This is a genomic window from Mesorhizobium sp. M7A.F.Ca.US.007.01.2.1 (genome assembly GCF_003998165.1).
GTDB lineage: Bacteria > Pseudomonadota > Alphaproteobacteria > Rhizobiales > Rhizobiaceae > Mesorhizobium > Mesorhizobium ciceri.
Window position 1 is genome coordinate 1 of sequence record NZ_RZQP01000177.1, and the last position, 13,283, is coordinate 13,283.

Below are 13,283 nucleotides of genomic sequence, written 5' to 3' on the forward strand. Positions count from 1 at the left end.
CTCCTCCCGTGTGGGGGAGATGCCCGGCAGGGCAGAGGGGGGCGCTGGCCCGCCGACGCAGCCGATACTTGCGTCCATCCCTGGAAAGGCAGCTTAACGCAAAAGTCGGCGCTCTACGGCGCCCCCCTCTGGCCTGCCGGCCATCTCCCCCTCAGGTGGGGAGATTGGCAACTTCGGCGCCGCGCGCCCTTATCAACCTCATCTCATACCCCAGCGAGACCCCCCATGACCGACACCCGCGCCCGCAATATCCTGTCCCGCCAGTCCGAGCTCGAGAGCGAGCGCAGCCAATATGAGGCTGTGTGGGAGCAGGTGGCGGAGTTCTGCGATCCGGATGCGCCCGATATCTGGAGCGGGCGCCGGACCGGCGGCCCGGACTCGCAGGCCGAGCGGCAGGAGCGGCGCGGCGCCCGTGTCTATGCCAACACCATCAACTCGGCCGCCAACCGGCTGGCCGCGGGGCTGGAAAGCCTGATCATCCCGCAATCGGAAAAATGGCATGGCCTGTCGACCGCCGCCATGAACGACGAGGAGACCGATGAGGAAAAGGAATGGGCGGAGGCCCTGCGCGATTTCCTGTTTGCGCTGCGCTACTCCGCCAATTCGAATTTCGTGCCGGCGACCCAAGCCTGCCTGCGCAATGTCGTGCGCTATGGCCCGGCCTATCTCTATGCCGAGGAAGGGTTCGGCGCGACGCTGATCCGCTATGCCTCGATCCCCGTGGTCGAAGGGTATCTGAGCCGCAACCGCTGGGGTCAGGTCGACATTTTCCATCGCCGCTACGAGCGCACGGCGCGGCAGGCGGCGCAGTTGCTCGGCTATGACAGACTGCCGGTGCGCATCAAGGTTCTGGTCGACGATCCGGCCAAATGCGAGACGAAAATCTCGCTGATCCAGTGCATCGAGCCGCGCGACGAACGCAAGATGTATCGGCTGGGCGGCCAGTACCAGTATCTCGACACGGCCTTCGCCTCCTACCATGTCATCGAGGACGAGGAGGAGATCGTGCGGGAAAGCGGGTTCCGCACGTTTCCGGTGTCGACCTTCAACTGGCGCCGCTACGAGGGCGACCCCTATGGCATTTCGCCTGCTATCGAGGCGCTGACGACGGTGCGCGAGGAGAACGCGGTGCGCCGCTCGGGGCTTCGCGCGCTGCAGCAGATCACCGATCCGGCGACCGCCTCGAAGGCCCGGCTCGACTATGTGCCGGTGCTCAACCCCGGCGAGAATTATCCCGGGCTGATCGACGACAATGGCAGGCCGCTGATCGCGCCGATCTCGACCGGGCAGAACCCGACCTATGCCTTCAACTACGCGCAGAGCCGCGCCGACGAGATCCGCGACATGATGTTTGTCAACCTGTTCCAGACGCTGGTGCAGAACCCGCAGATGACGGCAACCGAAGCGCTGATCAGGCAAGAGGAAAAGGGCGCGCTGCTCGGGCCGTCCGGCTCGATCATCCAGGCCGGTTTCGCCAGCAATCTCGATCGCGAGCTCGGTATTCTGGAGGACAAGGGGCTCTATGACGAGGGCAGCCGCTTCGTACCGCCGGAAAGCCTGGCCGGCAAGGCGGTGCGGCCGACCTTCACCGGCCCGCTCGACGTGCTGCGCCGTTCGGCCGAGGCACGCGACACCATCCAGGTGGTGACGACAGCCATGCAGATGGCGCAGTTCGATCCAGGCGTGATGGACAACATCGATAGCGACGAGGCGATCAAGATCGTGCAGAGCGCGGGCCGCAGCCCGCAGCGCATCTTTCGCCGCAAGGAGGAGGTGGACGAGTTGCGCGATGCGCGCGCCAAGGCAAGCCAGGCGCAGGCCGGCATGGCGGCGATCGCCACCGCCGGCAAGGCCGCCAGGGATGCGGTTCCGGCGGCGGTGCAGGCGCGCGACAGCGGCTTGCTCGACGGGTTGGAAGACATGCTGGGCAGCGGTGGTCAAAGCGGTCAGCCCGTCGGCCCGGCGGGTAACGGCGCATGAGCCGGAAACGCTTCGCTTATTCCGGCCAGGCCGGCAGTCCTGCCAGGGCGCGGGACGCGCTGGCCAAGGCGTATCTCCGGGTGTTTTCCGGCGAGGACGGCGAGATGGTGCTCGCCGACCTCGCGGCGACGACCGGTTATTACCGGCGTCCGTCCTATGGCGAATGGATGGCGCGCACCAGGACGCCGAACGGGTTTGAGCTACACAGCGCCTTGAGCAATGCGCGCGCCGAGGTGGTGCAGCACATCATGGGGTTCCTGACGCTCGATGACGCGCAGCTTGCAGCGCTGGAGAAGGCGGCACGGGCGGAGGGGTAGGGCGCCGTCGGTGAAGCTGCCAATCTCCCCCCTCGTGGGGGAGATGTCCGGCAGGACAGAGGGGGGCGCTTTCCCGCTGACCTTGCCGCGTTCATCGCACGACAATCAAATCACAAGCGGCCGCTCAAGCTTGGCGGCAAAGGTATGGGCAATTCGACGACGACAGAGGTAGGCGCTCTACGGCGCCCCCCCTCTGTCCTGCCGGACATCTCCCCCACGAGGGGGGAGATTGGCTGTTTCGGCGCCGGCGCCTCTGGTCGGCTGACCCACCCAGGCAGCACCGCTGCTCCAGGATTTTCCAGAAAAGTCGATCCGACAGAACCCCGCGAACGCGACAGCCAGCGTGCGACCCGGCCGCGCCGTGATCGCCAGCGCCGCGCGCCCTTTTGTTCAAAGCCAGTTGGGCAGGAAACAGCCAATGGTCAGCATCATCCCTCTCTCCATTGCCCAGCGCCGGCTCGATATCGGCAATGCGGTGCAATACCCGCAGGGATCGCCGATCGGCGGCGCCATGCAGGGTCTTGGCGACCAGTTTTCCGCTGTCGCCGAGCGCTACCAGCAGATGAAGGACCAGCAGGAGGCGTTCGACGCCGAGCTTGCGCGTCGCCGGTTCACCAGCCGGATCGCGCAAGCCGAAGATGAGGTGGCGGCGAATGCGCCGCCCGACGGCCCCGGCCTGCATGAGGCCATGTATGGCCAGGTCGATCCGCGCGACGGCCGGGTGGTCAAGACAGGCCTGTTCGACACGCTGTTCGACGATGCCTTGCCTGGCATCCCGGAGAGCCAGCGCGCCGGTTTCGCCAGGCAGAAGGAAGCGATGCGCGGGGTTGGCGCGCGGCGCATGGCGCAGCGGCAGCTTCAGCAGCGTCAGGACTACGAGCAGACCGAGGTCGACACGGCGCTCAAGACCAGCGCCATCGCGATCGGCAATGCCAACCCCGACGACACCATCACCTTCGAAGCGGCCCGCCAGGGCGGGCTCGACCTAATCGACAAGATGGGGCTCGACCCAGGGATCAGGCAGCAGAAGGTGAAGGACTGGTTCGGCACCGCGGCCAAGGTGCGGTTCGAGGCGTTGATCGCCAAGGACCCGAAGCGCGCGCTGGAGATGTTTGGTGTCGGGATGCCGGTCTCCGGGAAAGGCGACCGCGTCGGCAGGCAGACGCCGGATGAAATCCTGGCGCAGGCTTTCCGAGACGACCTTCCGCAACCGGAACAGGCAGCGCTGACCCGACAGGCTGAAGTGGCTCATGCTGCTCAGCAGGTTGAGCTTCGCACCGACATCGGTCTCGCCGAGCAGAACGCACCGGACGCCATCGCAAGCACCGGCGCCTATTCCGGCAAGATGCCTGGCCGGGACGCCTTTAGGATCGCCTATGGGCTCGATGAGGGCGACCAGCACTTCCGGGACTTTGACTGGCGAGCCGATGTCGGTCGTCAGGTTTTCGGCATGCGCACCATGCCAAACCAGGCAATTCATGCCGCCCTTCGCGATGCCGATTCCGGGCGGAATGGTTCGCAGGAAGACCAGACGCGCCGTGAGGCGACCGCTGCGGCGGTTGGGCTGGTGATGAATCACAGACGAGCCGATGGCGGAGGCTATGTCAGCGAAGTGTTTTCCAATGTCGGTGGGGCCTGGAAGGCTGTGATCGGTGGCGGGCTTGAGGATCCAAACGGCTATGACAAGGACGCCTATGACAAAGCGATAGCCATGTCTGTCGCCGGGCAGGAACAATTGGGTATTGAGAACCCCCAGCCCGTTCCGCGGGCCATTATTCGTGATCTCTCAGATAATTACGACAGCCCGAGTGCGTACCAGCAGGAGATAAACGCGAGGGTAAGCGGGCTGCTCGCGGGAACGTCCGGCCCCGTCGCTCGAGCAAGTGTCGCCCGGCAACTGGCCGATGCCGGTCTGGGCTGGATCATTCCGGATGCGTCCGGGTACAAAGCCCCTTCGACACGTTCGGTGGTTGAATCGCAGTTGAAAGCCCTTGGCAAGACGGTTGCCAATGCGGGGATAGGCGCAGCCGAATTCGCGGCCAAGGTTGTTACCATGGCTGCCGACGGCAATACCCAGGCAACGCTCAGCTCTCCCGATTTCACGGGTGCCTACTACGATCCGTCAAACCGTGTCGAGAACCTGATGATGCATCAGGGATATGATGCTTTGGGTTGGTCGATACCGTGGCCCGGTGCTGGTCGAGCTGCTGTCGCCGAGAAAGGGATCACGCGGGCAGTTGACCCGACGAGTGCCATCGCGGCGGGGCGTGCCGAACGGCTCATTGCCAACAAGAGCGGTTCCGAGCTTGCCTCGGAAGCGGGCACCGGAGCAATTCGGGCACCCACAGGTCAGTTCTATAGTGTGATGCATGAAATGCGATTGGACCCGAGCTTGTATCCTGGCTCGTTGCGCCCAGTACACGTCCAAGCTGCAAACGAATCCCTATTGCAAACGATGGAAGGAGAAATTGCTTTCGCTCAGGATTTGCTGAACCAGGGTCTCAATCTTCAGCGAACGCCGACGGGGCTAGCCCCCCGCGCTGCACCTCTCGGCTTCAGCTGGCACCACGCAGACGAACCCAGTGTGATGCAACTCGTCCCTAGATCTCAACATGATGGAGGGACTATCTTCCAGAAGACACTGCATCCGAATGGCCGAGGAGGATTTTCCCTATGGGGAAAAAAATGAAGTTGCTGGATATCGTTGGACGGTTGTCGGAATTTGACGAGGAGGACCCGGTCTACGCAGCGGAGCCCACAATCTACGCGGCGGAGCCTTGGACAGAGGATTCAGACGCAATGGTTTTGCCTCAGCAGGATGGGGTGTTGGTACCAGCCGAGGCAGCTAAAGAGGGCCTGGCATACTTTCTCGAAATCAACCTTGCGATCGAGATTACCGAGGCTTTGGTTGCATCGCAGAAAGAAAAGCCAAGCGTTCCGCTATCTGCGAACGCGTTATTTATTATGCCACCCATGCTGCGTGAGAAATTAAATGTCGACTAACCCACGTTATGACGGGCAGCCGCTGCTTAGACTGCTGGATGTTTATGTGCTCTGGGCGATCGGAGAACTTTCTCAAGAGTCGGAAGAGGGCTTGAAAAGAATGGCCCCCAAACTGCAATCTCTGTTTGGTGGCGATGGACGGTGGCATGACGCAGTCGCCCAGTCCATGCACATGCCCGAGGGAATGCCGGCAGCAATCCGGGATATGTGGGTGAGGAATGTCGAAATCGCTCGCGTCAACGGCACGACCCTCCCGCCCGAGAGATTTGCCGAGATGTTCGTGGACGAGAATTTCAAAAGTTGAACGTTTGATTGGAATTGCGGTGATTGCGCCCTTTGTCCTGCCTGCAGTTCACCCTTTTATCGGCCGCATCACCTAGCTGGCTTGAACCACCGGACTGCAACATGGAAAATAGTGCACTGGACAGTAATTCGCATCGTCGCCCCCTCGTGAGTGCTAAACGATAGCGTCGAACTGCTCCGAATGTAAGGGTAGCACCAGCATCTCAGAACATCGCGCTGCCCCTCATCCCCCTGCCGGGACCTTCTCCCCGTTCAACGGGGAGAAGGTCCAAATGATCAATAATCGCCGTTATAATACCGGTCGTCGCAGGGCGCGGTGTAGATGTTGCCGCGGCGGTCCTGGTAGCGGCACATCTGTTCGCCGCGGCGTTGCGGCGTGGTGGAGCTGCCGACGACCGCGCCGAGCAGGGCGCCGGCGCCGGCGCCGATGAGCGTGCTTTCGGTGTTGCCGCCGATGGCCTGGCCGACGAGGGCGCCGCCGGCGCCGCCGATCAGCGCGCCGGTTCCGGCCCGCTGCTGGCCTTCGGTCTGTGCGCAGCCTGCCAGTGCTGCGGTCATCAGCACGGCGGCGATGGCTTTGTGAAAGTTCATATGCGGTCTCCCTTGAAGGCCTGAAATCCCTATGGCTGGCCACGTGCGGTCGCATTGCGGCGGAACGGGGGCACGAGGCCTCACGATATAAGACATGGTTTCTCGGGCGTTGATAGACCGGCGGCCGAAAACATCTCTTTCGAACAAGGCGCTAGCGGTGCTCCTTGTCAAAATGATTCAGCCTTCGACGGCTCGCCCCGCTGGGGCTTGATGGGTCGAGCTGCCAGAATTGCCACTGAAAAATGGAGAAATGCCATGACCCGAGGTCTTCCCCGGACGCTTGCCCGTGCCGCCGCCCGCGAGGCCGGCCTTGCCCCGCCCAGGCCCGGCCTGAAAGGCGTCACCACAGGGCAGGGCGGAGCGTACCGCACCGTGTTCACCTTCGCCGGCATGCAGGTGCCGGTCACCGACGCGCTGGCCTATGCCGCCCAGAAGATCTTCGACTTCACTGAGGGCAAGGTGCGCATCAAGGGCGGCACGGCGCGGCTGCAGTTCGCTGTGCTCGGCACCCGCGCGACGACCATCAACGACAATGCGGCGCTGACCTGGTCTCTGGGTTCGGCGGCTGCATCGGGCGCGACGCTGGCCTCGACGATGGTCAACGTGCTGGCCTCGACCGCGCGCACGCTCGACGGTGTCGGCGCCGCGCTGTCGACCGCCTCGGCGGCCGACATCGCCGCCGCCGCGACGCTGGATGGCACGACGACGCCGGTCGACCTCTATCTCAACCTGGCGTTCGCCACCGGGACGGATATCGACGCCGACGGGACGATTGCCGTGACGGGCACGATCACGCTGCTTTGGGAAAACTGGGGGGATAATTAGCCGCTAATCTCCCTCCTTGAGGGGGAGATGTCGCCGAAGGCGACAGAGGGGGTCGGTTCGACCGGACGCGACTCCCTATTTCGAGACAGACGAAGTCGGCGCTCTACGCGCGGCGACCCCCTCTGGCCTGCCGGCCATCTCCCCCTCGAGGGGGGAGATACCTGCCGCCGGCCCATTTCTAACTCTCAACAAAGGAACATCACATGACAGATCTGGCAGACGCCGGGTCCGTGGCGGCGCGTGCGCTGCCGGCGGGCAACCCGGCACAGTCACCGGCAGGCGCGGATAACGGGTCCGCCGCGCCTGGCGGCAAAAGTTGGTTTGACGGTCTTTCCGAAGGCAACCGCAAGCTCGCTGAAACCAAGGGCTGGACCAAGCCTGAAAGCCTCGATCGGGTTTTCACATCCTATGCGGAACTGGAGCGGCAGCAGGGTGAGAGCCTGCGCGTTCCCGCCCCGGACGCGCCTCGGGAAGACTGGGAGCGGTTTCATGCCCGACTGCCCGAGACCATGCGTCCGGTCACCTCGTCCGAAAAGGTCGAATACCTCAGGCCGGAAGGGCTGCCGGAGAACTTCGCCTATTCGGACGAGCTCGCTCAGGCGTCCAAGGCCTGGGCGGTCGAGGCGGGTGCCTCGCCGAGGACCGCGCAGGCCTATCACGACAGGTTCGTCGGCTACATGGCCGAGCAGGCCAAGCATCAGGAGATCGCGCTGGCCCGCTCGGTGGAAGCCACCCATGACGAGCTTGTCAGGGACTGGGGACCGACCGACAGCGACGGCTTTCGCCAGAGACTGGAGGTCGCCAACCGGGCGATGAAGAAGCTCGGTCTGGTCGATGCCTACAAGGCGAAGGGCATCCTTCTGCCGGACGGGGCGCTGACCGATCCGCAGATCGCCAGGGCGTTCCAGGCGATCGGCGAGGCGATGTTCCGGGAAGACACGATCGACGGCGGTGCTTCTTTCAGCGGAGCCAATCCGTTCAAGCGCAATGCCGCCGGCGAACGCAACCTGACTGACATTTCAGCCCTCGTCAAAAGCGACCCCGCCCGCGCCCGGCGGCTGGCTCGCGAGGCGGGAGAAAATCCCGACCGCTGGATGCCCAACAACCCGCGCTGACGATCGATCAGCCGCACTGAAACGCCCCCTCATCCGGCCGCTTCGCGTCCACCTTCTCCCCGCCGGGGAGAAGAGGCGCGCCGACGTCGCAAGTCTCCTCTCCCCCCGGGGAGAGGTCAGCCGAGCGAGGCGGAGGCTGGGCGAGGGGCACCCGCCGCCAACCCAAACCTGAAGGAAGAGAAAAATGGCAGACGCCTATACCCGTATCGCGGACGCGATCGTTCCATCCGTCTATGCACAATATGCTTTCGAGGAACATGTGCAGTCGCTCGAAATCTACCAGGCCGGAATCCTGTTTTCCGACCCGGCTATCTCGTCAAAGCTGTCGATGGGCGGACGCTCGGTCGACATGCCTGGCTGGAAGGATCTCGGCAACGACCCGTCCGAGCCGGTCAATGACGATCCGGCCGATTCCATCGAGATGAAGAAGATCGGTTCGCGCCGCGAGGTCGCCGCCCGCAATGTCCGCGCCCAGGCGTGGGGCGTTCCGGACCTGACCTCGATCCTGGCGGGCGACGATCCGCAAAAGCTGATCGTCAAGCGGCAGACCGAGTACTGGCAGCGCGCCAACAAGCTGACCCTGCTCGGCATCCTGAAAGGCGTCGTCGCCGACAACATCGCCAATGACGGCGGCGATCTGGTGCGCACCACCGGCGCCTCCATCGTCGACACCGACATCATCGAGGCCGCCTATCTGATGGGCGACCGCGCGGACAAGTTCAAGACGATCTGGATGCACTCCAAGCAGATGAAGGCGCTGAAGCTCGCCGACCTCATCGACTATGTGCCGTCTTCCGAGCAGGGCGGACCGCTGATCCCCTACTATATGGGGCTGCGGGCCGTCGTCGACGACGATATCCCGGTGACGGCGGGCGTCTACACCGCCTTCATGTTCAAGGACAAGGCGATCCTGTGGAACGAACTTCCGGTGAACACGGAAGGCGGCCCACTGGAGTTCGACCGCAAGCCGCGCCAGGGCCATGGCGGCGGCGTCACCGAAATGGTTGGCCGCCGGCACTTCGTCCCACATGTGCCCGGCACCCGCTTCCTCGACGCCTCCTCGGCCGGCGAATTCGCCACCGATGCGGAGCTGGCGCTGGCGGCGAACTGGGACCGCACGGCATCGAGCGTCAAGAACATGACGTTCATCGCGCTGAAGACGACCGAGGCCTGATCGCGCAGAGGCGAGGGGCGGGAGCGACGAGCTCCCGCTTCTTTTTCTGAACGCAACGCCGGCCTTGTCCCGACCCTGGCATGACAAACAGAGCCGGAATCCGTCGTCGGCACAGGATTGGCCCGCTGAATCAATGCGTGGGCAACACACTCGTTGGGCGGCCTCTCCAAAATCCGGATCCGACGAAGGCATCGGCCTCGAGCGCCATTGCCGGCACGGTGCCGAAGCGGTCGGCGATCTCGGCGGTTCAGCCCTCAGCGCTTCGTGAGCAGGAAACAGCCATGGTACACATCATCCCCCTCTCCATCGCCCAGCGCCGGCTCGATACCGGCAGCGCGCCGCAATATCCCGGGGGATCGCCGATCGGCGGCGCCATGCAGGGTCTTGGCGACCAGTTCTCGGCTATCGCCGGGCGCTACCAGCAGATGAAGGACCAGCAGGAGGCCTTCGACGCCGAACTGGCGCGCCGGCGGTTCGACACGCAGATCGCACAAGCCGAAGACGAGGTGACGGCCAACGCCCCGGCCGACGGCAGCGGCCTGCATGAGGCGATGTACGGCCAAGTCGATCCGTACAACGGCCGGGTGGTCGAAGCGGGCCTGTTCGACACGCTGTTCGATGGTGCCTTGCCTGGCATGCCCGAGAGCCAGCGCATCAATTTCGCCAGGCAGAAGGAGGCGATGCGCGCGGTTGGCGCGCGGCGCATGGCGGTGCGGCAGCTCCAGCAGCGCAAGGACTACGAGCAGGCGCAGGTCGACACGGCGCTCAAGACCACCGCCATCGCCATCGGCAACGCCGATCCCGACGATCCTGTCACCTTCGAAGCAGCCCGCCAAGAAGGACTCGACCTGACCGACAAGATGGGGCTCGACCCCGGGATCAGACAGCAGAAGGTCAAGGACTGGTTCGGCACTGCGGCCAAGACACACTTCGAGGCGTTGATCGCCAAGGATCCGAAACGCGCGCTGGAGATGTTTGGCGTCGGGACGTCGGGAGAGTCTTCGGGGAGCGAAGCCTCCGGCGTTCAGCCGGTCACCTGGATCCACGTTTCGGGCAGCTCGAATGCAGCTGCCGCGAAAGGCGATCACGTTGGCACGCTCACGCCAGACGAGCGAGTGGCGCAGGCGTTCGGGGACATTGCTCCGGCGCCTGATCCAATGGCAATCAAGCCCGCAACCGACCGACTCGCGGACCTATCTCCAGATGATGTTCAGCGGCTGATCAACCAGGCACATGCCGCGACCACGGCCCAACTGATCGAGGCGCGCACCAACATCGCCCTCGCTTCGCAAAACGCTCCGGACGCAATCGCCAATACGGGCAGCTATTCCGGCAGCGTGCCTGGCCCCGCGGACTTCACCGCCGTTTATGGCACTGAGGAGGGCGGGAAGCGCTTCCAGGATTTCAGCCGACAAATTGATGTCGGCCGCCAAGCCTTTGGCATGCGGACGATGCCCAACCAGGCAATCCACGCAGCGCTGCGCGATGCAGAGCCTGGGCCGGTCAGCTCCAACGAAGAGGAGACACGGTATCGGGTTACGGCTGCCGCTGCGCTCAAGACCCTGGACATGAGGCGGGCGGACCCTGCTGGCTACGTCCGCGAGGTCTTCCCCAATGTCGACGCCGCGTGGAGGGCGGCAAAGAGCCCGGACGGCAACGAGCCGGCTGCCTATCAAGTCGCAATTGCCCGTTCTATTGCTGCTCAAGAACAGTTGGATTTTGAGATCATCCAACCCTTGCCAAATTCATTCTCGGCCGATCCGACCAACACATTAGATATCCGTGAACTGCTGCACCATGCGACCGACACGGGAGCAGGTACACTAGATGCATCAACAGATGCGTCCGAACCGAATTCGGGGAGCGGGCAACGTTCTGAGGCGTTGGAGAACCAGCAGACCCAAGTCGCGTCCGTAATTTATAAACAAAATGAGAACATCTATCCTTCCGTCGAGGTAGCTGGTATATCAAAGTCAGTCGCAAGGAATTTGTGTATCGACTTTTGCACCAACGCCACACTGCCCACCGGCACGTACGACGGAACACCATTTCACTATTGTATGGCCAGGTGTATGGAAAATTATGGGCATTGAAGGACGAATTAAATGGTAGACAATCTCCGCAGAGATGACGCAGAGGCTATTGTACAATTAATTCTCGACGTCTCTAAGTCTTTGAATGAATTCTTGCTCGATAGAAGAGAATCAAGGAGCAAAGAAGAGTTCGATGTCCTCAAAAAAATCATTGGAAGGCTAATGGGATTTCAATATTTCGAAGTTGTGGAAGTTGTTGGCAATAAGTATAAAGACATAGTGGAAAATTTGCATGGATCGGCACCTAGTTTAAATTTCGATTTTCCCGAGATCAGTAAGTCATGAAAATGTATTGCTATCTAGAGCCGGAGGTGTCTGGTGTTCCATCTTTCGAATTGCTCGATTAGTGGATTTCGTCCGATATTTTAAGGGTTGGAATGACGAATAACAGTGAGATGCCGGAGATCTCGCGCGTTTTGTCGATAGCATGTCCGGAGTGAGACTTGGAAATAGTGCGCTGCCGCCGTAATTCCTCGTTCTGACAATATTTCTTCGCTCCCCCTCCGTCCTGCCGGCTTTCGTCATTCGGAAAGCCAAGCAGTTGGCATTCCGTCCGCTACGCGGACCACTCTTCAACCCCACGAAGGGAGATCGGAGGGGGTCGTAGAGCACGATCTCTGAATATCGCCATCCAAACCCCCAGCCGCTTCGCAGCGGCTTTTTTTATGTCCGGAGAAAATCATGACCCGACCCACATGGACGAGGCGCTGACCCATGGCCATCACCCCGCTCGATATCGCCAACATGGCGCTGGCCGTGCTCGACGAGGCACCGATCGACAGCCTCGACCAGGACGTCAAGGCAGCGCGCTTGCTGAACCTGCATTTCGACCTCGCACGGGAAGCAGAGCTCACCAAATGCGCCTGGGTGTTCGCGATCCTGCGCGCCACGGTTGCCGGGGCGGACACCGGCAGCGATTGCGGCTTGACCTTTGCCTTCGAACTGCCGGCCGACTGCCTGCGGCCGCTGCCGCTGACCCACAATGGCGAGCCGGACGGCGCGCCGATTTCGTGGCGCCAGGAGGCGGGGCTGATCTATTCCGACCGGTCCGGCCCGCTGACCATCCGTTACGTCGCCAACCTCACCGATCCCAATGACTGGGACGCGCTGTTCACCGAGGTTCTGGTGGCGGCGCTTGCCATCAAGGTCGCACATCCGCTGACCCACAAATCGGGCATGATCGACATTGCCCGCTCTGCCTATGACCGGGCGCTGGAGGCGGCGCTGAGCGCCAACGCCGTCCAGCGCGGCGGCCGGCTCTACACCGCGTCCTGGTCCAGCCAGCGCGGCGACAGCAGGCCCGGCAATAACAGGATTGCGCGCTGATGACGACGCTGTACCCGATCCAGGACGTCTTCACCCGCGGCGAAATCTCGCCGCGCCTGCATGCACGCGCCTCGCTCGACTTCTATCGGGCGGCGCTGGCCAAATGCGAGAACTTCATCACCCTGCCGCATGGCGGCATCCGCAAGCGCGGCGGCACCTATTTTGCCGGCGAGGTGAAGATTTCCGCGAAGACGACGCGGCTGATCCCGTTCATCTTCTCGGCCGATCAAGCCTATGCGCTCGAATTCGGCGACCGGTACATCCGCGTCCATGCCTATGGCGCGCGCGTCGGCGCGGTGGAGGTCGCCTCGCCCTATCTCGAGGCGGACCTGTTCGAGCTCGCCTATGTGCAATCAGCCGACCAGATGTGGATCACTCACCGGGACCATCCGCCCAAGGTGCTGACGCGCAGCGCGCATACGGCGTGGGCTCTGACGGATTTCGAATTCCTCGACGGTCCCTACGACCCGGTCAATGACACAGCGACAACGCTGACGCCGTCCGATACCGGGCATCTGACGCCGCGGATGACCAGCAACACGACCCCTTCCGGCAC

Annotated in this window: 12 protein-coding genes and 1 pseudogene; 12 read left to right on the top strand and 1 reads right to left on the bottom strand. The window is 62.9% G+C overall.

Annotation, left to right across the window (positions count from 1 at the left end; genetic code table 11):
* Window positions 1–225: 225 nt before the first annotated feature.
* The 5 genes from EN949_RS25425 to EN949_RS25450 all read left to right on the top strand — a co-directional run bounded on the left by EN949_RS25425 (window position 226) and on the right by EN949_RS25450 (window position 5,604).
* Window positions 226–1,980: a portal protein gene (locus tag EN949_RS25425; protein WP_127370791.1), complete on the top strand. Its 1,755-nt coding sequence runs from the start codon at window positions 226–228 to the stop codon at window positions 1,978–1,980.
* Window positions 1,977–2,297, top strand: coding sequence for a hypothetical protein (locus tag EN949_RS25430; protein WP_127366053.1), 321 nt, complete (start codon window positions 1,977–1,979; stop codon window positions 2,295–2,297). The genes EN949_RS25425 and EN949_RS25430 overlap by 4 nt, the downstream gene beginning before the upstream one ends.
* A 418-nt stretch (window positions 2,298–2,715) precedes the next feature.
* On the top strand, window positions 2,716–4,986 hold the full coding sequence (locus EN949_RS35950) for an HNH endonuclease (RefSeq protein ID WP_164755001.1): 2,271 nt from the start codon (window positions 2,716–2,718) through the stop codon (window positions 4,984–4,986).
* Complete coding sequence (locus EN949_RS25445; protein WP_127366054.1) at window positions 4,983–5,300, top strand: hypothetical protein; 318 nt, start codon at window positions 4,983–4,985, stop codon at window positions 5,298–5,300. The genes EN949_RS35950 and EN949_RS25445 overlap by 4 nt, the downstream gene beginning before the upstream one ends.
* Window positions 5,290–5,604 (top strand): hypothetical protein, encoded by a 315-nt coding sequence (locus tag EN949_RS25450; RefSeq protein ID WP_127366055.1) that lies wholly within the window; start codon window positions 5,290–5,292, stop codon window positions 5,602–5,604. The genes EN949_RS25445 and EN949_RS25450 overlap by 11 nt, the downstream gene beginning before the upstream one ends.
* A gap of 275 nt (window positions 5,605–5,879) precedes the next feature.
* Here the strand turns inward: EN949_RS25450 and EN949_RS25455 are convergent, their stop codons facing one another.
* Window positions 5,880–6,194 carry a YMGG-like glycine zipper-containing protein gene (locus EN949_RS25455; protein ID WP_127322619.1) on the bottom strand — a complete coding sequence of 105 codons (315 nt, stop codon included), beginning with the start codon at window positions 6,192–6,194 and terminating at the stop codon, window positions 5,880–5,882.
* A gap of 255 nt (window positions 6,195–6,449) precedes the next feature.
* On the opposite strand from EN949_RS25455, the gene EN949_RS25460 reads away from it, so the two are divergent.
* The 7 genes and pseudogenes from EN949_RS25460 to EN949_RS25490 all read left to right on the top strand — a co-directional run.
* A complete protein-coding gene (locus EN949_RS25460; RefSeq protein WP_127366056.1) occupies window positions 6,450–7,019 on the top strand; it encodes a hypothetical protein in 570 nt (189 codons plus the stop codon).
* A gap of 203 nt (window positions 7,020–7,222) precedes the next feature.
* Window positions 7,223–8,134, top strand: coding sequence for a hypothetical protein (locus EN949_RS25465; protein WP_127366057.1), 912 nt, complete (start codon window positions 7,223–7,225; stop codon window positions 8,132–8,134).
* Window positions 8,135–8,318: 184 nt separating this feature from the next.
* The gene (locus tag EN949_RS25470) at window positions 8,319–9,308 is read left to right on the top strand and encodes a hypothetical protein (protein ID WP_027052511.1); all 990 of its coding nucleotides are present in this window, start codon (window positions 8,319–8,321) and stop codon (window positions 9,306–9,308) included.
* 281 nt (window positions 9,309–9,589) lie between these two features.
* Window positions 9,590–11,401, top strand: a complete 1,812-nt coding sequence (locus tag EN949_RS36190; RefSeq protein WP_206532020.1) for a hypothetical protein — start codon at window positions 9,590–9,592, stop codon at window positions 11,399–11,401.
* 12 nt (window positions 11,402–11,413) lie between these two features.
* A complete protein-coding gene (locus EN949_RS25480; protein ID WP_127366058.1) occupies window positions 11,414–11,686 on the top strand; it encodes a hypothetical protein in 273 nt (90 codons plus the stop codon).
* A 429-nt stretch (window positions 11,687–12,115) separates the two neighbouring features.
* A complete protein-coding gene (locus EN949_RS25485; protein ID WP_127366059.1) occupies window positions 12,116–12,727 on the top strand; it encodes a hypothetical protein in 612 nt (203 codons plus the stop codon).
* Window positions 12,727–13,283 (top strand): annotated as a pseudogene (locus EN949_RS25490) (hypothetical protein); the annotation flags it as partial. The gene EN949_RS25485 and the pseudogene EN949_RS25490, both read left to right, overlap by 1 nt.

What these genes read in the sequence shown, in the direction of transcription:
- EN949_RS25460 (WP_127366056.1), top strand. Translation starts at nt 6,450, where the DNA reads ATGACCCGAGGTCTTCCCCGGACGCTTGCCCGTGCCGCCGCCCGCGAG.
- EN949_RS25480 (WP_127366058.1), top strand. Translation starts at nt 11,414, where the DNA reads ATGGTAGACAATCTCCGCAGAGATGACGCAGAGGCTATTGTACAATTA.
- EN949_RS25430 (WP_127366053.1), top strand. Translation starts at nt 1,977, where the DNA reads ATGAGCCGGAAACGCTTCGCTTATTCCGGCCAGGCCGGCAGTCCTGCC.
- EN949_RS35950 (WP_164755001.1), top strand. Translation starts at nt 2,716, where the DNA reads ATGGTCAGCATCATCCCTCTCTCCATTGCCCAGCGCCGGCTCGATATC.
- EN949_RS36190 (WP_206532020.1), top strand. Translation starts at nt 9,590, where the DNA reads ATGGTACACATCATCCCCCTCTCCATCGCCCAGCGCCGGCTCGATACC.
- EN949_RS25470 (WP_027052511.1), top strand. Translation starts at nt 8,319, where the DNA reads ATGGCAGACGCCTATACCCGTATCGCGGACGCGATCGTTCCATCCGTC.
- EN949_RS25450 (WP_127366055.1), top strand. Translation starts at nt 5,290, where the DNA reads ATGTCGACTAACCCACGTTATGACGGGCAGCCGCTGCTTAGACTGCTG.
- EN949_RS25445 (WP_127366054.1), top strand. Translation starts at nt 4,983, where the DNA reads ATGAAGTTGCTGGATATCGTTGGACGGTTGTCGGAATTTGACGAGGAG.
- EN949_RS25425 (WP_127370791.1), top strand. Translation starts at nt 226, where the DNA reads ATGACCGACACCCGCGCCCGCAATATCCTGTCCCGCCAGTCCGAGCTC.
- EN949_RS25485 (WP_127366059.1), top strand. Translation starts at nt 12,116, where the DNA reads ATGGCCATCACCCCGCTCGATATCGCCAACATGGCGCTGGCCGTGCTC.
- EN949_RS25455 (WP_127322619.1), bottom strand. Translation starts at nt 6,194, where the DNA reads ATGAACTTTCACAAAGCCATCGCCGCCGTGCTGATGACCGCAGCACTG.
- EN949_RS25465 (WP_127366057.1), top strand. Translation starts at nt 7,223, where the DNA reads ATGACAGATCTGGCAGACGCCGGGTCCGTGGCGGCGCGTGCGCTGCCG.